The organism is Tissierella sp., from assembly GCF_031460495.1.
Lineage (GTDB): Bacteria > Bacillota > Clostridia > Tissierellales > Tissierellaceae > JAVKTS01.
This window is the reverse complement of record NZ_JAVKTS010000001.1, coordinates 688,620-707,482: the sequence shown is the minus strand read 5'-3', so window position 1 is coordinate 707,482 and position 18,863 is coordinate 688,620. Positions and strand designations below refer to the sequence as shown.

Sequence of the window (18,863 nt, the reverse complement as noted above, 5' to 3'; positions counted from 1 at the left end):
TCCATCTATACTTTATAAGTTAAGATTCTATATATCAATAAACTATAATCTATTTAGTCAATACTCATGATATTTTATTATACCCATTAAATTAAGATTACATTAAAAAAGACATGAGAATCTCTCATGTCAACTTTAGTTTTTCTACTTGCTTAATAGTTCTTTTATTTTTATGGCTATTTCTAGATTTAATCTGTGGTTTGGGTTTTCTAAATCCATACCAGTTATTTCACTAATACGACTCATTCTATATAAAATAGTATTATAATGGGCAAACATTTGCTCAGATATTCTAGTTAGGTTCCCATTATTCATAAAATATATATTCAAGGTCTTTACTAATTCTGTTGATTTCTTCTCATCATAATCAACTAAAGGCTTTAATGTAGTATTATAGAAATCCTCCAATTCCTCTACTAATGAATCTTGAGATAATATTTTAAATATACCTAATTCATCAAAGGTTATTATTTCTTTACAGGTAATTGCTTTTCCTATCCTTACTGTACGAACAGCTTCTTGGAAACTTTTATCCACATTATCTAGGGATTTATATACTCTTCCTACTCCTATTTTGACTTCTAATTTAGCAAACTTACTGGCTATATTTTCTACAATCATATTATTAAATTCTTTAATTCTACTTAAGATTTGAGCAGAATCTGTGAAGCTTAAAAGTATTTGAATTCCATTGCCTTTTGTGGATACTATGCCTCTCAAATTCAAGTAATTCATTAATTCTTCTATGATTGACACTATTGGATTTAGGAATTCTTGTATGTAGTCAATTTGCAACTCTATTTCCTTGCTTTCATTCTCATGTCTAAAACTCATAACTTCTATAAGATAATGGTTGTCCATTTGAAGATTAAAAAATCTTGCTCTTTCTAAGGCTTTTTTCTTTCTTTTGCTATCTATAGAAATCAAATCTTCAAAGAATTCAGACCTATATCTGATTTCAACTTCCTTAATAGATAGTTCCTGTAAAATCGAGAGTGCAACGGTAGTGGAAGCAGATTCAATTATAGCTAAGTCAAATCCACCTAGAGGCATATCTGTCCCCCATGCAAATATATGACCATATATATTGTCTCTTAGAACAATGGGCATTATCATTCTTTTAATATATTTACCATTAATAAGAACTTTTTCCTCATCTAATTTCTTCAATTTGTTTTTATTGTTGTTAGAGTCATAAAATTCTTTTACCTGCTTAGTCAATTCACCGTTTAAATCATTTCTAATTCCATCACTACATTCTATAATCTCATTGGAAAAACTTAAATGAAGGATTACAGGATTTCTAATATTATCTTGGACTATTTGAATTAAATCCTCTACCCCATTTCCTTCTAACATAGCACCCATCAATTGCTCATGGACCTTCTCTATTCGTTCTAAAAGAGATGCTTGCTTGTTAAAGATCACCTTAAAAGAATCCATCATTATATCTGAAAGGGGAATGGAATAATGTATATCTATTATTGGGAAGCTTAATTCATTAGCTAATTCAAGGATTTCTGGAGATAGTGCTTCTAAATATGGAGATATTTTTATACCTAATCCTGCCACTTTCTTAGAAGCACATTCTCTTATAAGTTCTTTTTGTACATCAATATTTTCTCTCTTGAATGAATAAGCAGTAGTTAGAAGTAATTCTCCCTCCGTTGTCCATTCTAATATATCAGGATCTGCCATAATATTTACTCTAGATATGGTATTTCTCACACCACGAAAACCTGCAATTAAATTGCAGGATTTCATCACATCTAGTTTCAACATATCTTCTAAACTAATTCCATTTTGTCTAGACATAAATTTACCCCTCAGTTAGAATATAGTTATTACTTTTTGAAGCAGGCCAGTCCCTTTGCTTCTTAGTCCCTTGATGTACTTATTGTCTGAATGGCTCTTCGATCTTTCTTCCTCGTACATATCTTTCAATGATATTTCTATCATCGCCTATATAGACAAATCTTTGAATTCTTTCTTCAATAGTTAATTCCTTAATATCAGATAATTCCTTATCATCTATTATAAGAGCATCAAATTCGTATCCCTTCTCAAAACTTCCTACCTTTCCAAAGAAACTTCCTCCTCCTTTTGTTCCTAGGAAGAATCCTTCACTAAAAGTAAGTGGCGCAAATTCTTTGTTTGTATTTAGCCATACCATTTTTGATGCTTGGATAGCAGATACTATGACACTTGCTATATTTAGGCTATTGCCTCCTGAAATATCTGAAGCCAATCCAACTGGTACTCCTCTATCTAAATGTTTTCTAACAGGCATGATCCCACTGGATAAATTATAGTTTGAATATGGACAATGAGCTGCATATACGCCATTTTTCGCCATTAAATCAATCTCATCATCAGTATTATATATATTATGAGCCATTACGGTCTTCTTTTGACCAAAAAGGTTAAAGTCATCGTATACTGAGGCATAGTTCTTAGAATTAGGATACAATTCCTTCACCCACAATACTTCAGCAGTGTTTTCATTTAAGTGAGATTGAATAGGTATATTGTATATTGTAGCTAAATCTCCCAATGCCTTAAGCAATTCTTCTGAACAAGTTGGTATAAATCTTGGTGTAATAATTGGTTGTACTAGGCTAGACTTATCCATATATTCTTTTAATATTTCTTCAGTTTCTTCTATGGATACCTTTGTATCTTCATCTAAGTAATCTGTAGTATTTTGATCCATATTGACTTTCCCTACATATGCACCTAGACCAGATTCTATAAACATATCCATCAAAATCTTAGTGCTATCCTTATGTGTACTAGAAAAAACAACAGAGCGAGTAGTCCCAACTCTCCATAGCTCATTTATTAGTCTTGAGAATACTTTTCTAGAATAGTTTAAATCCTTGTATTTTCCTTCTTCGGGAAAAGTATAAGTTTCTAACCAAGGTATAAGCTCCTTGTCAAGCCCTAGACCCCTATTAGGATATTGAGGAGCATGAAGATGCAAGTCAACAAAACCTGGTATTATTAACTTCCCAGTAAAATCTTTAAATAAATAGTCTTTGTAGGATTCTTCCAACTCTTGAGAAATATCTACTATTTTTCCGTCTTCCACTATAATATATGAATCTTCATGAATTTCAAACTTCTCTTTACTTGGAGTAAAGACTACAGTACCTTTGAACACCACTTTATTCACACTTATCCACTCCTCATATTATTGCTTATTTTTATTAATTCTCACAAACATAATATTTCAACTATATTATATTCATAACTAAACAATAATCCTATGTATATATTATACAAATTATCCCTTCTAAGGAAATGATATTCTTCGGTCTTTATATCATTATAACATTAATTAGTTGATATCCTCAAATTATATATATAAATTATGCCTTTCCCAATATTATGTAAACTTCCCATGTATTGAGGGTTTATCTTTACCCCTATTCAATGTTATACTTTTAAAAAATGTAACCTATTTGTAACTATTGAAAGGAGGCAAGTTAAGAAAGTTAATTTTACTCAAAATTTCAAGGAGGACAGAAACATGTTTAATAAGAAAAGAAAAGTAATTTACTCATTAATAGCCGCCACAGTATTAAGTTCATCTGCAGCAAGTGCTGCAAACTTTAATTTGACCAATGTTAACTATAATTCATTATATAATACTTATGGAAGAGGATATTCAATAAATTATGATAATAGTAGTAGATACAACTACAATTACAACTATAATTCTGATCAAAATACACAATATCCTGTATTTAATTGGATAATAGTCAATAGTAGACCATCTACACCATCAAAACCAAGTACACCAGCACCAACTACACCTACAGAGCCAAGTACTCCTAAACCGACACCGGCTCCAACACCAGTACCAACACCAACACCAACACCAACTCCGACTCCAAAGCCAACGCCAACACCTGCTCCTGAAACACCATCAGTATCAGGCTTGTCAGCTATTGAATTGGAAGTTGTTAGATTGGTAAATATTGAGAGACAAAAAGAAGGACTTAAGCCATTAGCTGCAAGTAGTGAAATTTCAAATGTAGCTAGAAAGAAATCTGAAGATATGGCAGTCAAAAACTACTTTAGTCATACATCTCCAACTTATGGTTCACCATTTGATATGATGAAATCATTTGGTATTAAATATAATACTGCTGGAGAAAACATTGCCAAGGGTCAACAATCTGCACAATCTGTAGTTACTGCATGGATGAATTCATCAGGACACAGAGCTAATATAATGAACCCAAGCTTTGGTAAGATTGGTGTAGGTCATTATAGATCAAGTAATGGTACAAACTATTGGACTCAAATGTTCACTAACTAATATGTAATAAGTTGTTTGAAAATATATACTTTGTGGCGAAGAATTAATAAAAGGACCTAAGTTTTAGGTCCTTTTATTAATTCTATAAATTGTCTTGTCATTTTTGCAGTAAATCCCCATATAATATAGTCATTGTAGTTATAGAACATAACTGAATGTTTGCCACTTCTCCAATTATAATCTCTTCCATTAGGTATTAGATTATACGGAAATTCATCATTTAATACAGTTTGTAAATCTAAGTAATATACATCTGGCTCATTCTCTAAAAAGAAATCCAGAGGAACTGTGAATATATGATCCACTTCACTAGAATTTGGAGTTATCTTATCCACATTTACTCCAGAGATTGTTCCTAAAAAACAACGAATTGTCATATTTGCATAGGAAACCAAATAATCAAGTTCTCCAATTATGCTTATATTCTCTTCTTTAATATTTAACTCCTCTATTGTCTCCCTTATGGCCGCTTCTTCATAGGATTCGTTTAATTCTACTTCACCACCAGGGAAGGATATTTCTCCAGGCTGAGTATCCAGATTTTTAGATCTAAGCTCATATATTATCTCTAATCTCCCATCCCTTTCAATAATAGGTAGTAGTACTGAATATTCTCTCTTAATATCCATAGGCTTAGGAGTTCTATTCTTTATTCTTTCAGTTATTCTTTCTATATTCATTATATACCTCCAGACCTATATTTCTAATACTTCTACTCATTAAAAAAGGGGTCATAGACCCCTAGTTTTTATAGTAATGATTCGCCTTCATCCCAATCTACAGGACAAAGTCCACCAGTCTTTAATGCTCTAAGTACCCTAAGGGTTTCATCAACAGACCTTCCTACATTTAAATCATGGATTACAGAATATCTTACAATTCCTTCTGGATCTATGATAAATAATCCTCTTAAAGCAACACCTTCATCTTCTAATAGAACTCCGTAATCGCTAGATACTTTTTTTGTCATATCTGAAGCCATTGGGAAATTTACCTTTCCTAAACTTGAATTAATCCATGCTTTATGTGAATGTTCACTATCTACAGATACAGATAAGAGTTCAGTATCTTCTTTTTTGAAATCCTCAATTCTCTTACTATATCCTGTAATTTCTGTAGGGCATACAAAAGTAAAATCTAATGGGTAAAAGAACATTACAAGCCATTTTCCTTTATAATCATCCAACCTTACCTTGCCAAAGTCTGAACCGTCTCCCAAACAAGTATTCATGCTAAAATCTGGTGCTTTTCTACCAACTATTCTATCCATTTTCTACCTCCATATTTTAATCTTATTGTTTATAATTATTATTGTCTTACATAATATATATATCCAATTATATTTAAAATAATCATTTAAATGATAATAATTATCATTTAAATTTTCGAGATATTTTATTCTGTTTAAAAATAGTAGGATAGAATTAGTCTATCTTACTAAACACTATATCTGAGATCTCTAAAATTATGTCATCTTTATTAAATATAGGTAAGATATCCAGTTTTTCTATCAATTTATCTATCCTTCCTAATTCTTCTTGTTCAATTTCTATTCTTCTATTTCTTACTTTTGATAACAATTTTTCAAAAGTATATATTTCAAATCTAGGAATATTAAGTTTCTCTGCCTTCCTTTCCAAAAGATATATGAGAAGTTCTTCATAGCCGCATTTATTCTCCATTGATAATATTGAGCATATCTTAGGTATAATGCTTTCAAATAAGGATCTTCTATATTGCATTTCCGGGAGTTTTAGTATTTCTTGGATTTTGTTAACATTCTCCTCTGGTAAACTAAGCAAGAGATTTAAAAAATAATCTTGATCTTTGTGAGGTTCGATATAGTATCTTTCCCCTTTTAAGCCATGTACTGCTCTTAGTCCATCATAATAACCAATCTGGATATTGGATTTAGATCTACTAGAATCATACTCGTAGGATTTTCCTATTGAGTCTGATGGAGAAATAATTATTGAGTTTCTACCTTTCAAATCAATTCTTCTAGTAAATCCAAAGCCATGGGTTCTGACCAAAATCAAATCCTCATACCCTTTATCAATAAGCATTTTATATGGAAGGTTATCATAAAACCCTCCATCAAGATATGTTTTTCCTTCTAATTTTTCTTTTTTAAAAACAGGCAAATAAGCAGATCTCAGTAAATAATCTTGTAGTTTGCCTTGTGGGATATCTTCTAAAAAAAGATGTAGAGGCTTTCGGTCACTCATATTTATTGTAACCATTCCAAAATCCATTCCTGAATTTCTAATTCTCTTTTCATCTATATATTCATCTAGTAATTTTTTTAATGGAGTAATGTCTAGTCCCTTTCCACTTATAAAGGATTTCAATTTCTCTTTTAAAAAAGTCAAATCTTCTTTAACTAGTTTAAGTTTCATTATCTTATCTATTTCAGCATCATCTACATCAGCAACCATAGAATAAGCGATTTCATTCCAAAGATCATAGCATTTTTCATAATCACCTTGCACTATCATGGCTCCATTTAGTGCTCCAATGGATGTCCCTACAACTCCCTTTATTTGAATTCCAGATTCTAGCAATGCCTTATAAACACCAATTTGATATGATCCTTTAGCTCCTCCACCCTCTAAAACTAGACCATACATTTTAACACCTCTTTATTACTGATTGATTTTTATTATTCCTTCATTACTAATTTTAGTATTAAAATTATTTGAAATAGTATTTATATATTTGATCTTCTCTGCCTTTTTATCTTCTTCCACAGGAGTTGGCCTACCCATAACTATGGTACATGGAATGATTTTCACATTATCTATGGCTTTATCTATTATATTAATTTGAGCTATCATTGTACTTGCTGTAAGCTCATTTTTTGATCCAAATACAAAATTTCCTAAACTATAAAATATTGGCTTTCCATTATATATTTCAATGCCTTGGAGTACATGAGGGTGATGCCCCATAATTATATCAGCTCCTGCATCCACTAATTTCTTAGCTAGATCCATTTCCTCTTTCCTCGGACTAGTACTAAGTTCTACACCCCAATGTATGGACACTAGTACAATATCTACTTCTTTTTTCATATCTATTATTTGGTTCACTACTCCTTCTATATGGGAATCATAGGCTCCTACAATTCCAGGTCCCTTAGAAGTAGCATACCATTTTACATCAGGCACTACTCTAGAAAAAGATAAAATTCCAAATTTAATATTTTCTTTTTCTATAATAACCCCTTCCATTGCTTCTTTTCTATTACTACCTCCACCGGCTCTTTTTATTTCACCCTTGTCTATATGATTTAATGTATCTAAAAAGCCATCAATCCCATAATCTAAGGTATGATTATTAGCTAGAGTCACCACATCTATACTTGCATCTTTCATCGCTGCAAGATTCTTGGGATCCGACCTAAAATTATATTGCTTCTCTTCCCATTTTGTACCCCCATTTGTGATACTGGTTTCTAAATTTCCTATGGTTATATCATCATCCTGAAAATATCCTTCAACCATTTCCCAAGGATACCCTATCCCATTTCTATCTATTTGTCCTCTAACACTGCCATCCATCAGTATGTCTCCTACTATGGAAATTATGTATTTATCTTTGGTATTTACCTCTTGACGAGATAATACTGTTTTTTCTTTTTCAAATCTATGAATCCCTTTGCTTTCTATAGGAAGTAAATTTGAAAACATGGTTAATAAAAAAAATAAGTAAACTCCCCTGTTCATTGAATCCCCCCGATTATTGTAGTGAATAGTTATTGGTGAATATTAAATAGTGAATAGTTTTAAAGAATTAAATTGTTCTTCTCAACTATTCACCCTAAGATATTAGTTTTGCTTATATTTCTGAAGTACAGTGTGGACATCTTGAAGCATCTATGTGTATATCTGTATAACAATATGGACAAGCTTTTGTAGTAGGAGCTACTTCTACTGCTTCTTCTTTTCTCTTAAATCTATTCAATTGTCTTATAACTATAAAAATTGAAAAAGCAATTATTAAAAACTCAATAATAGTATTGATAAAAATTCCATAGTTTACTACACCGAAATGCAGGCTAGCAAAATCAACCTTACCTATTAATAGACCCATGATTGGCATTACTATATCATTTACTAAAGATGAGACTATTTTACCAAATGCACCACCTATAATTACACCCACCGCTAGATCAATTACATTACCTTTTACTGCAAATTCTTTGAATTCTTTTAACATTAGTCTTCCTCCTTTCTTTGTAGAAATATACCCATATTGTCAACCTATAAACTACTGAATTATACCAACAATTACATCATTGGCCTGTATAAGCCCTTCTTTACATAGTGTACCCACATTTTTGATAGTTTCTTCTATATTATTGCCTACAATTCCAATATTTGGCTTTACAATTACATTTTCCAAAGCTAAAAATGCTGACAGCACTGCCTCACCAGCAGATGAAGATAGTTTTAATGCGCAGTTTTCCTTAGCACCATCACAAATCATTCCTGTAAGGTTCGATAACATATTAGTTGCAGCCCCTGCAATTTGCTCATCATTTCCACCTAATATCCAAGTAATTGCTGAACTGGAACCAATACCTGCTGCTATGGCACAACCACACATTGCAGATAGTTTTCCAGTATACATCTTTACATACTTATTAATTATATGGGCAAAAAACACTCCTCTAATGAGTTTATCACGATGAATTTCATTATCCTCTGCAACTACCATTATAGGTAGAACCACTCCTAGTCCTTGATTCCCTGAGCCAGCAGAAGTCATTATAGGACAATCAGATCCACCCATTCTAGCATCTGCTGAAGCAGCTGTCAGTATTCTAGCTCTCATAGAAGAATCTGCATTTATCTTGCCCTCTTTCTGCAATTTATATAAAGCTGATCCTATTTTAAGACCTTTGCCCCCTGCCAACCCATCTTCTGCAGCATTCTTATTCATTATTATTCCATCTTCAATAAATCTTATATCCTCAATATTTATTTCCTCAGCAATTCTTCTGATTTCTTTAAAGGATAGTTCCTTAAGTATTGAATTGGATGATGCTATTTCTTCATTTAATGGATTTTCATATACTATTTCACCATTATATACTACCTTTTCTATATGATTATGTTTACCATTAAGGATTAATTCAACCTTTTCCTTATTGTTACTTAGGATGATTTCAACATATACATCTGGAGAATTCTCTAGATAGTTTACTGTAATTCTTCCTTCATCTATCATATTATGAGCCTTATCTATTAATTCTAAATCAACATTTCTAAGTATCATAAGTTCATCATCTGGATTACCACCTATTACTCCTAGAGCTGCTGCTAAATCTAAACCCCATTCAATTGTATTGGGAATAATAACTGACTTTCCATTTTTATATATATTTTTACTTACTAATATATCCATTCTATCTATTTCATCATTTAAATATTTTTTTGCATAAGCTGCTGCAAAAGCCACTGCTACAGGTTCAGTACATCCAATAGCAGGCACAGTCTCGTCTTTTACCATATTTAGCAGATACTCAACTTTATTGTCATAAGACATATCAATAACACCTCTCTCAATTTTTCCTATTCATTTGTTAATTAACTATCTTAATATCATTATAATACATTTCTTAGTATTTAGGGATAAAATTATTGGAAGGTTTATTGTATTATGATAATATAATGATAAAAGATTTTAGGAGTTGAGATTATGTCAAATAGGAAGAATTGGAAAGAATATTTCATGGAGATTACTGAGCTAGTGGCAACTCGTTCCACCTGTGATAGGGCTTGGGTTGGATGTATCCTAGTTAATGATGATAATAGAATAGTATCTAGTGGCTATAATGGCTCAGTTTCTGGCAACCCTCATTGCGATGATGCAGGTCATACTATGAGAGAAGGTCATTGTATAGCCACTATACATGCAGAGATAAATGCATTATTATACTGTGCAAAAGAAGGTATATCTGTAAAAAACTGCACAGCATATGTAACACATTTTCCATGCCTTAATTGTACCAAAGCCTTGATCCAAGCAGGTATCAAACATATTTATTACAAAAATGATTATAGAATAGATGATTATGCATTAGAATTACTTAAGAACAAGAATATTGGATACGAAAAAATATAATAAGTTTGGATTTTGGTGCCTGGCACCAAAATCCAAACTTATTTAAGGTAGAATTGCTTCTTTAGCTAATTTATCTGCTTCTTCATTATATTCTATACCTGAATGGGCCTTTACTTTTACAAATATTACCTTCAATTTATTCTTTATTGAGTCATAGAAAGCTTTGTAATTTTTTGTTCCTTCTTTATTTGTCTTCCAGTTTCCTGTTGCCCATTGTTCTATACCTGTGTAGTCGAAATGAAGGTATAGAGTATCTTTACCTTTCTCTAGGGCTAAATCCATTGCCACCATAGCCCCTTTTATTTCTCCCGATACATTTCTCATCTCTGCCAAGTCTTTATGATTTTCACGGCCACTATAGGTCTCTTTACCATCAATAGTTATAAAAACAACTCCATAGCTATAGGTCCAATTGGATAAATCAAAGCTGCCATCAACATATGCTATGACTTCATTTTCCTTTAAGTTGTTTTCATCAATTAGCTTGATTTCTTCATTTCCACCTTTTATGAATAATGATGCTTCTTCATATGTAGGAAATTTTTTATATTCTGCTCCTGAATATCCTCTTACTTGGTCCTCACATTCCTTCCAAGTCTCATATACACCAATACTGTTTCCCTTCCTAACTGCATAAAAATATTTTGCCATTTTTTCACCTCTGCTTCTTTAGTATAATAATTATAACATATCTGGACTAATTGGATTTAAAATTAACAATAATTAATAATTGAAGCTTAATTTATTAACAAAATTATACAATAGATGGTATAATAATATTGCAAATATATATTGGGGGGTTTTGCTAATGGATATTAATGTAATTGGAGTACCATTGAGCTATGGCTGTGATAGAGATGGTGCAAATTTAGGTCCTGGAACACTTAGGGAAAAGGGAATTATTGATATCATTAAAAAGAATGGACATAATGTACATGATATGGGTGATATACATGTACCATCTATAGGGGTTGAATTAAAATATGCTGATCATCCAAAGATGAAATATTTGAATACAGTCACTGAAATTAACACAAACCTAGCTAACAATGTATACTGCTCACTCAAGGGACAGGGTTTCCCTTTTGTAATTGGTGGGGATCATGCCTTAGGAATGGGTAGCATTGCCGGTGCAAGTAAGTTTTTCAAGGAATTAGCCGTAATTTGGGTGGATGCCCATGGGGATATAAATACCTTTGAAACTTCACCTTCAGGTAATATACATGGTATGCCACTGGCAGCATCAATGAATGTGGGTCATCCTACTCTAACAAATATCTATTTTGATGGTCAAAAAGTAAAACCTGAAAATGTATATATCCTAGGTGGTAGAGACATTGATCCTGGAGAGTTTGCTCTAGCTGATGAACTTAATCTTAATATGTATACTATAGAAGTAGTAAGGGAAAGAGGTCTGGATAATGTATTAGAAGAAATAATTGAAAAAATTAAGGCTTCTGATGTAGATGGGGTTCATCTAAGCTTTGATATAGATGTCCTTGATTCTAGCTTGGTACCAGGCACAGGAACTCCTGTCACAGAAGGATTTTCCATGGAAGAAGGCAAATCAGTCTTCACTTCTCTATTAGGTGGAAAATTTGTGACTTCAATGGATTTTGTAGAATTAAATCCACTAATTGATAATGAAGATAAGAGAACTGTTAAACATTGTATGGAAATGTTGGAACATATATTTAAAACAATTGATTAGATAAAGATTATGGGTGTATGACTATGGAAAATAAGACTTTCTTGATTACAAGATATTTAATTGTATTTATTATAGTGTTGGGAGTTACTTTCACTGAGATGCATAATCTTAGTTCTTTTGCTGTTGCCTTAATTTTGTTTTTTATTATAAATACTCAATTACGCTATTATTTCTTTAGGGGCAGAAATGCCCCTGTTTTTATATCAATAATGTTTGATTGGATATTGGCATATGCCTTGTGTAAAGACTTTAGTAGTATGATTTTGTCATACTTTATTTTAGGGATAATAGATAGCTTTTTCCTACTAGATAATTTTAGCAAATATATATCTAGCTTACTAGGGATTGTAACTCTCTTATTTACTTGTAGGGAATTGGAAATTAATTATCTCTTATCTTATATGACTACAATTATAGCTATAGGATTAATCTCTTCAATTATAAATGAAGAACGGCATAAGAAGTTAAAGGCAGAAAGTTTATATCATAGACTTAGAAAATCTGAAGATGAACTAATCAGAAGTAATCGCGAGTTAGAGACTTACGCAAATTCAGTTAAGGAACTATCAATACTTAAGGAGCGAAATAGGATATCAAGGGATATACATGATAGTGTTGGTCATAGCCTATCTACAATAATAATTCAACTTGGTGCTATTGAAAAGATTGGAAAAGATGATGGGGAGGCAGCTTCTCTAATGGCATCTAATTTGCAAGTCTTTGCTAGAAATGGTCTTGAGGAAATTAGAAAAGCTTTAAGAGAGCTTAAACCTAGGGAATTTAAGGAGTATGAATCCTTACTAGCTATTGAAGGATTAATAAGGGATTTTAATAAATTAACTGGTATAGATGTAAAACTAAGCTTTTCTAAGAACAAATGGCCCCTTAATGAAGAAATATCTTTAGTCTTATATAGAATTGTACAGGAGTCCCTGTCCAACTCTGCAAAGCATGGTAAAGCTACTAAGGTTAACATATTTATGCATTTTGGTGACAAGGAATTAATTGTTACTATACAAGATAATGGAATCGGTACTAATAAGATAAATCCTGGAATAGGTTTAACTAGTTTATCTGAAAGAGTTCGGGAACTTGGTGGAAAGGTTAGCTATGAAAGCCAAGAAGATAAAGGTTTTTTACTTAGGGTGGTGTATTATGGATAAAATTAGAATTGCAATAATTGATGATGAGAAGTTAATAAGGGAAGGACTTAAAATTATTCTATCTACCTATAATGATATGGATGTTGTTGCTATGGGTGAAAATGGATATGAAGCTTTGGAGATTTGTAAAAAAAATAGTATTGATTTAGTGTTAATGGATATTAGAATGCCCTTATGTGATGGTGTAAAAGGTACGCAACTTGTTAAGGATGAGTTCCCAGATATTAAGGTTCTAATACTTACCACATTTAAAGATATTGAATACATACAGGAAGCTCTTAAAAACGGAGCATCAGGATATCTTCTCAAAGATAGTTCTTATGATCTGATTTATGAAGGCATCAAGGCAGCACTCATGGGCAATATAGTCATTCATCCAGATGTAGCTAATGATATTCTAAACTATAGCCCAATAAAAGTTGATCCAGAAGAAATATGTAAAGAATATGATTTAAGCCATAAAGAATGTGATATCATTAAATATATATCTGATGGTTTCTCTAATAAGGAAATAGGAGAAAAACTTTTTCTCTCTGAAGGTACAATTAAAAATAATGTAAGCACAATTCTATCGAAGCTTGGACTAAGAGATCGAACTCAGATAGTAGTCTTTGCATTTAAAAACAATTTTGCCAAGTAGTGACTTTAGTCACTACTTTTCCATTACCTCGGGCAATATATACTTTCTATTTTATGCAATATAATGAGAATGAAGACAGTGAAGAGATATTCACTAAATTAAGGGGGCGATATTTATGAATATTATAGAAGTAAATAATATCAGCAAAAATTTTGATGATAAGATTGTATTGGACAATATTTCCTTTACTGTAGCAAAAGGGGATATCTTTGGACTAATAGGCCCAAATGGTGCTGGTAAATCTACTTTAATCAATATAATGACTGGGCTACTGGATGCCAATAATGGAAATATAGCAATAGGTGGATTTGATGTAAAGAAGAATTCTATCAAGGCAAAGGAATTCCTAGGTCTTGTCCCACAGGAACTAGCTTTGATGGAAACCGTATCAGCATATGATAACCTGGAGTTTTTCGCTAGTCTATATGGACTAAAGGGAAAGCTTTTGAAGGAAAGGATTAACTATGCACTGGATATTACAGGTCTTACTGAAAAGAGGAAAGATAAGGTAAAGAAGTTCTCTGGAGGTATGAAGAGAAGGTTAAACTTGGCTGCAGCTATAATGCATGAACCAAAGATACTAATCCTTGATGAGCCTACAGTAGGTATTGATCCTCAATCAAGAAACCATATTTTCGAATTCATCAAAGGTGTAAATAAAGAGAAAAATACTACAATACTTTACACTTCTCATTACATGGAGGAAGTAGAGCACCTTTGCAATAATATCTTTATCATAGATGAAGGAAGAGAAATTGCTTTTGGACCTAAAAAAACAGTTAAATCTATGATTAGTAGCAATAATAAGGTTAACCTAAGAGTTGATAATATTAATAAAGATCTATTAAATAATATTATAGTAATAAGCGGTGTACTAGATTGTGAATCTTCCCATGATGAAATCAATCTATTAGTTGATGAAGATAAATTTAGACTCGAATCATTGTTAAAGGTACTTGAAACCAATAATTCTACTATAAAGAGCATTAATGTTGATGAGCCAAATCTAGAAGAAGTATTCTTAGCCTTAACAGGCAAGAAACTAAGGGATTAGGTGATATTATGAAATTATTAGCATGGTTAAAGATATCTTTGAAATCAATAATAAGAGAACTGCCAGCATTTGTTTTATCCTATGCAATCTATCCAATAATAATTGCCCTAGTAATGGGTTATGTACAACAAGATATGTTCACACCAGCAATAAATGATCCTATCTTTTCTGTGGTCATTGTGGATGAAGATAATACAAAGGAATCTCAAAACCTAATATCTTTTTTAGGTAATGAAGAAATGTCTAAGGTTCTTACAATAAAATCTAGCCATAGTGAAGATTTTGATTATACCCTAAGAATTTTAAAGGGTTATGAAGATAGCTTGATTGGTAAGGCTTCCTCTGCTGTGAAGGTGGAAGCAGAAGAAAATTCTCCAACTTCTTTGGGAAATATTTTAGTCAATATAGTTGATAAATATAATATTGAAATAAGCCAAAGATTGATTATTGGAGATAGTATAGAAAATAACTCATTATCACAAGAAAACAAAGATAAATTAGTAGAAGAAATCAATACAATATTAGGAAAAGCCTATACAACTGATTCTATTAAAAACAATATCCATCCTGTAAGAAAGAGCTTAAACTCCTATGAATATTATTCAGTTACATTTTTAAACTTTGCATTTATTATATTTTTAATGTCAGTTATTGCTTCAGATGCAATTGAAAAAGAAATAGGACTTTATAATAGAATAATGTCTACTGCTATGACTAAGTTCCAATATTTCAACTATGGTATTATGTCAAATTATTTAACTATGATAATAGCTAACTTAATTTATGTAGGCGCTTATAGAATAAGCGGTTTATCATTTAAAGGGTCTTTACCTATATTAGTCTTAATCGTATTGGTACAAAGCCTTATGATAACAGTATTAGGTACTTTAATATCTACTATATTCAAGAAAAAATATGGCTTACCTTTGTTACAGATATTCTTAGTAGGCCAAATGATATTAGGTGGAATGATTGGACCCCTACACAAATGGAATAGTAGTCCTATATTTGACTTTTTTGCTAAATATAAACCTGATGCAGTAATTGTAAACACTTATAGAAACTATATAATCAACAATAATATATCTTCTATATCTAACTACCTATTAATAATGTTATGTATATCTATGGTATTGTATTTGATCAATCTCCTAGCTATTCAAATGAAATGGGGTGTAAGTAAATGAATCTGATTCAACTTATTATAGTAAATATTAAACGAATGCTAAGAAATCCCGTCAATGTTGCACTTTCTCTTATACTGCCCATTGCCGTAATTTTATTTGTTCATTTTCTAGAAAGTGGGGATATCCACAGTTCCAGTACATCATCTAATGTGAAGGTAGCCTATAATATTGAGGATCAGGGTGATTTATGGGAAGAATTATCCTTCCCAGCCCAATCACAATGGATTTTCCAAAATGAAAAAGATAAAGCACTAAATCTACTAGAAAGCAATGAAGTGGCTGTAGTCTACAATATTCCAGCAGATTTTACTGAAAAAATCAACAATTACGAGAAACCAATTATTGAGTCCTATAAAAGAGAAGAAGGAAATGTGACTATTCCATTGGAAATGGAAATTAATAATAAGATAAATGAATTCATCAAGGAAAAGATACTAATTGATAAAGGGCTTATATCCAGCAAAAATGATTTATATATTCTTAAAACTAAAACTCTGTTTGAAAGAAATAATAAGGTTGTAACAGGTGATCTGCATCTATCCACTATGATGTTAATATATTTTACTATTCTTGGTTCTTCCACAATTGTTACACAGCTGATGGAATATAAGAAAAAAAATGTTATTTCAAGAGCTATAACAACGCCCAATAAAAGCTCTGTCATTCTAGGAAGCCTAGCCCTTTCACAATTAATCTTTCAAGTAGCAGGGGATATGTTAATTGTGTTATTAGGATCAATAGCCCTTGGATACGATATAGTTAATCTACCAATTATCCTCATAAATATTTCATTAGCTGGTTTGTTCTCTATTACTTTATCTTTAGCTATGACAAGGATTTTCAATAATGAAGGCTCAGCTTCTTTGATTACAGCTTTGATTGCTATGTTAACTTTATTTCTATCTATGTTTGCTCAAGATGGAATATATCAAAATGTTCCTCAATTTATAAAAAACTTAGGTAAGTTTGCTCCACAATATTGGATTTTTGATAGCTTAGAAAAATCTCTTATCTTCCCAAATGTATTTATTGTACTATTGATGATATTAGCATTATTTACAGCTGGAAGTTATAAATTGAAGGATTTTGTTAGGAAGTAAAAAAAGTGATGCAATAGAGTCAACTCCTATTGCATCACTTTTAATATTTAGTAATCTATATTCCTCTTGTTCTCACTTATTTTCCTTCTCGAATGTTTTCTAATATTTCTACCATTTGCTCATAAGTCATCATGCCTGGTACTCCCCCTAGTAGAATGCCTTCTTCGTCTACAAAATATGAGTTAGGTAGGCCATTTACTAAGTAAGTAGTGGCTATTTCACCTTCTTCATCGAAGACTACTTCAAAGCTATAGCCTCCATCTTCCATATACTTTTTAACAGTGTCCTTATCTTCCATTACATTAACTGCTAATACAACTAAATCATCATTTTCATCATCTAATTTTTGAAGATCTGGCATTTCTACATCACACCAACTACACCAGGTTGCCCAGAAATTAATTAGAACTATTTTTCCCCTAAAATCTGAGAGTGATACATCTTCTCCCTCTAGGTTTTTAAGAGTAAAATCAGGAGATTGCTTTCCAGAAGCTATTTCAATTTCTTCTTCAGATTCTACTTCTTCAGCCACAGAATTTGTTGTATCATCAATCTTTTCTTCACTTAGATTGTCTTTAGGCACACTTGCCTCATCCTTATTGTCCTTGACGCCACTTGTACATCCTGTAATAAACATTGAAATTACTAATATTATCAATATAATCTTCTTCATTATTTACATCTCCTTTGCTATAGTAAAAAATTACTAATTCTCATCATCTTGTCAAAATATATTAGAATACCAAATATGACCATAAGTAATCCACCAATTATTGGAATATACTTTATGAACTTCTCTGCCTTATCCATAAATCTTGTAAATGCATTGATAAATAATGCAGTTAATATAAAAGGTATTGCCATTCCTAATGAGTAAATTAACAATAGATACACTCCCTTAGAAACTGTACCAGACCCTCCTGCATGCATTAATATAGCTCCGAGTATAGGTCCAAAGCAGGGAGTCCATCCAGCCGCAAAAGCCATTCCCATTAAAATTGAACTAAACCAAGAAGTGATTTTCTTTGGTGCTTTTATTCTTCTACTTATATTTAAAAATCTTAATTTTATGATACCCATCATATTTAGTCCAAAGATAATTATTATAATTCCACTAATTTTGGAAAATAAATCTTTATTTCTAATGAAAAGTTTTCCTATGAAACTGGCTGATGTACCCATTATCATAAAAACAATTGTAAATCCAATTACAAACCCCATGGTCCTAGTTAATGCAAATAATCTTTTTTTCTCAAGTTCGTCTTCCATATTAGTACCAGTTATATACATAATGTAGGCTGGAATTAATGGAAGTATACAAGGCGAAAAGAAGGATAGAAATCCTGCTCCAAATGCTGCTGACACTGAAACATTTATCCAGTTCATATTACCAACTCCTAATAATTTATACTAATATTAATATATTCCCCTTACAATTATTTACCCCAAATTCTCATAAAAAATCTCCTATATACCCCCCTCCCCTATTATCCCTTATATTTCATTTGAAATCAATAGTTAATTGTAGTATGATTTATTTATTGAACTA

At 31.5% G+C, this 18,863-nt stretch carries 19 protein-coding genes; 8 read left to right on the top strand and 11 right to left on the bottom strand.

Annotation, left to right across the window (positions count from 1 at the left end; genetic code table 11):
- Window positions 1-144: 144 nt before the first annotated feature.
- Both RIN63_RS03290 and RIN63_RS03285 read right to left on the bottom strand, forming a co-directional pair.
- Window positions 145-1,815 (bottom strand): PucR family transcriptional regulator ligand-binding domain-containing protein, encoded by a 1,671-nt coding sequence (locus RIN63_RS03290; RefSeq protein ID WP_310443234.1) that lies wholly within the window; start codon window positions 1,813-1,815, stop codon window positions 145-147.
- 79 nt (window positions 1,816-1,894) lie between these two features.
- Window positions 1,895-3,175 carry an amidohydrolase family protein gene (locus RIN63_RS03285; RefSeq protein ID WP_310443233.1) on the bottom strand — a complete coding sequence of 427 codons (1,281 nt, stop codon included), beginning with the start codon at window positions 3,173-3,175 and terminating at the stop codon, window positions 1,895-1,897.
- Window positions 3,176-3,532: 357 nt separating this feature from the next.
- Between RIN63_RS03285 and RIN63_RS03280 the strand changes: the two genes are divergently transcribed.
- A complete protein-coding gene (locus RIN63_RS03280) occupies window positions 3,533-4,327 on the top strand; it encodes a CAP domain-containing protein (protein ID WP_310443232.1) in 795 nt (264 codons plus the stop codon).
- A 56-nt stretch (window positions 4,328-4,383) separates the two neighbouring features.
- Here RIN63_RS03280 and RIN63_RS03275 read toward each other — a convergent pair whose 3' ends face one another.
- From RIN63_RS03275 to RIN63_RS03250, 6 genes are all read right to left on the bottom strand, one after another.
- Window positions 4,384-5,007: a CoA pyrophosphatase gene (locus tag RIN63_RS03275; protein WP_310443231.1), complete on the bottom strand. Its 624-nt coding sequence runs from the start codon at window positions 5,005-5,007 to the stop codon at window positions 4,384-4,386.
- 68 nt (window positions 5,008-5,075) lie between these two features.
- Entirely contained in the window at window positions 5,076-5,597 is a 522-nt protein-coding gene (locus RIN63_RS03270) for a peroxiredoxin (RefSeq protein ID WP_310443230.1), read from the bottom strand.
- 154 nt (window positions 5,598-5,751) lie between these two features.
- A complete protein-coding gene (locus tag RIN63_RS03265; RefSeq protein WP_310443229.1) occupies window positions 5,752-6,957 on the bottom strand; it encodes a patatin-like phospholipase family protein in 1,206 nt (401 codons plus the stop codon).
- Window positions 6,958-6,972: 15 nt separating this feature from the next.
- The gene (locus RIN63_RS03260; protein ID WP_310443228.1) at window positions 6,973-8,055 is read right to left on the bottom strand and encodes a CapA family protein; all 1,083 of its coding nucleotides are present in this window, start codon (window positions 8,053-8,055) and stop codon (window positions 6,973-6,975) included.
- Window positions 8,056-8,167: 112 nt separating this feature from the next.
- Window positions 8,168-8,548: a large conductance mechanosensitive channel protein MscL gene (gene mscL, locus RIN63_RS03255; RefSeq protein ID WP_310443227.1), complete on the bottom strand. Its 381-nt coding sequence runs from the start codon at window positions 8,546-8,548 to the stop codon at window positions 8,168-8,170.
- Between the two features lie 51 nt (window positions 8,549-8,599).
- Window positions 8,600-9,880: an L-serine ammonia-lyase, iron-sulfur-dependent, subunit alpha gene (locus tag RIN63_RS03250; protein WP_310443226.1), complete on the bottom strand. Its 1,281-nt coding sequence runs from the start codon at window positions 9,878-9,880 to the stop codon at window positions 8,600-8,602.
- 153 nt (window positions 9,881-10,033) lie between these two features.
- Here RIN63_RS03250 and RIN63_RS03245 point away from each other — a divergent pair, with 153 nt between their 5' ends.
- Entirely contained in the window at window positions 10,034-10,459 is a 426-nt protein-coding gene (locus RIN63_RS03245; RefSeq protein ID WP_310443225.1) for a deaminase, read from the top strand.
- Between the two features lie 42 nt (window positions 10,460-10,501).
- On the opposite strand, the gene RIN63_RS03240 is transcribed toward RIN63_RS03245, so the two are convergent.
- The gene (locus RIN63_RS03240) at window positions 10,502-11,110 is read right to left on the bottom strand and encodes a ribonuclease H family protein (RefSeq protein ID WP_310443224.1); all 609 of its coding nucleotides are present in this window, start codon (window positions 11,108-11,110) and stop codon (window positions 10,502-10,504) included.
- A 157-nt stretch (window positions 11,111-11,267) separates the two neighbouring features.
- Here RIN63_RS03240 and rocF point away from each other — a divergent pair, with 157 nt between their 5' ends.
- The 6 genes from rocF to RIN63_RS03210 all read left to right on the top strand — a co-directional run bounded on the left by rocF (window position 11,268) and on the right by RIN63_RS03210 (window position 17,314).
- Window positions 11,268-12,170 (top strand): arginase, encoded by a 903-nt coding sequence (gene rocF / locus RIN63_RS03235; RefSeq protein ID WP_310443223.1) that lies wholly within the window; start codon window positions 11,268-11,270, stop codon window positions 12,168-12,170.
- 23 nt (window positions 12,171-12,193) lie between these two features.
- Window positions 12,194-13,333, top strand: a complete 1,140-nt coding sequence (locus RIN63_RS03230) for a sensor histidine kinase (protein ID WP_310443222.1) — start codon at window positions 12,194-12,196, stop codon at window positions 13,331-13,333.
- A complete protein-coding gene (locus tag RIN63_RS03225; protein WP_310443221.1) occupies window positions 13,326-13,973 on the top strand; it encodes a response regulator transcription factor in 648 nt (215 codons plus the stop codon). Before RIN63_RS03230 ends, RIN63_RS03225 begins: the two co-directional genes overlap by 8 nt.
- A 115-nt stretch (window positions 13,974-14,088) precedes the next feature.
- Window positions 14,089-15,027, top strand: a complete 939-nt coding sequence (locus tag RIN63_RS03220) for an ABC transporter ATP-binding protein (RefSeq protein WP_310443220.1) — start codon at window positions 14,089-14,091, stop codon at window positions 15,025-15,027.
- Between the two features lie 8 nt (window positions 15,028-15,035).
- A complete protein-coding gene (locus RIN63_RS03215; RefSeq protein WP_310443219.1) occupies window positions 15,036-16,214 on the top strand; it encodes an ABC transporter permease in 1,179 nt (392 codons plus the stop codon).
- Window positions 16,211-17,314, top strand: coding sequence for an ABC transporter permease (locus tag RIN63_RS03210; protein ID WP_310443218.1), 1,104 nt, complete (start codon window positions 16,211-16,213; stop codon window positions 17,312-17,314). The genes RIN63_RS03215 and RIN63_RS03210 overlap by 4 nt, the downstream gene beginning before the upstream one ends.
- A gap of 76 nt (window positions 17,315-17,390) precedes the next feature.
- On the opposite strand, the gene RIN63_RS03205 is transcribed toward RIN63_RS03210, so the two are convergent.
- Together RIN63_RS03205 and RIN63_RS03200 are read right to left on the bottom strand one after the other, a co-directional pair.
- Complete coding sequence (locus tag RIN63_RS03205; RefSeq protein ID WP_310443216.1) at window positions 17,391-17,987, bottom strand: TlpA disulfide reductase family protein; 597 nt, start codon at window positions 17,985-17,987, stop codon at window positions 17,391-17,393.
- A 17-nt stretch (window positions 17,988-18,004) separates the two neighbouring features.
- Window positions 18,005-18,700, bottom strand: coding sequence for a cytochrome c biogenesis protein CcdA (locus RIN63_RS03200; protein ID WP_310443215.1), 696 nt, complete (start codon window positions 18,698-18,700; stop codon window positions 18,005-18,007).
- Window positions 18,701-18,863 lie beyond the last annotated feature (163 nt).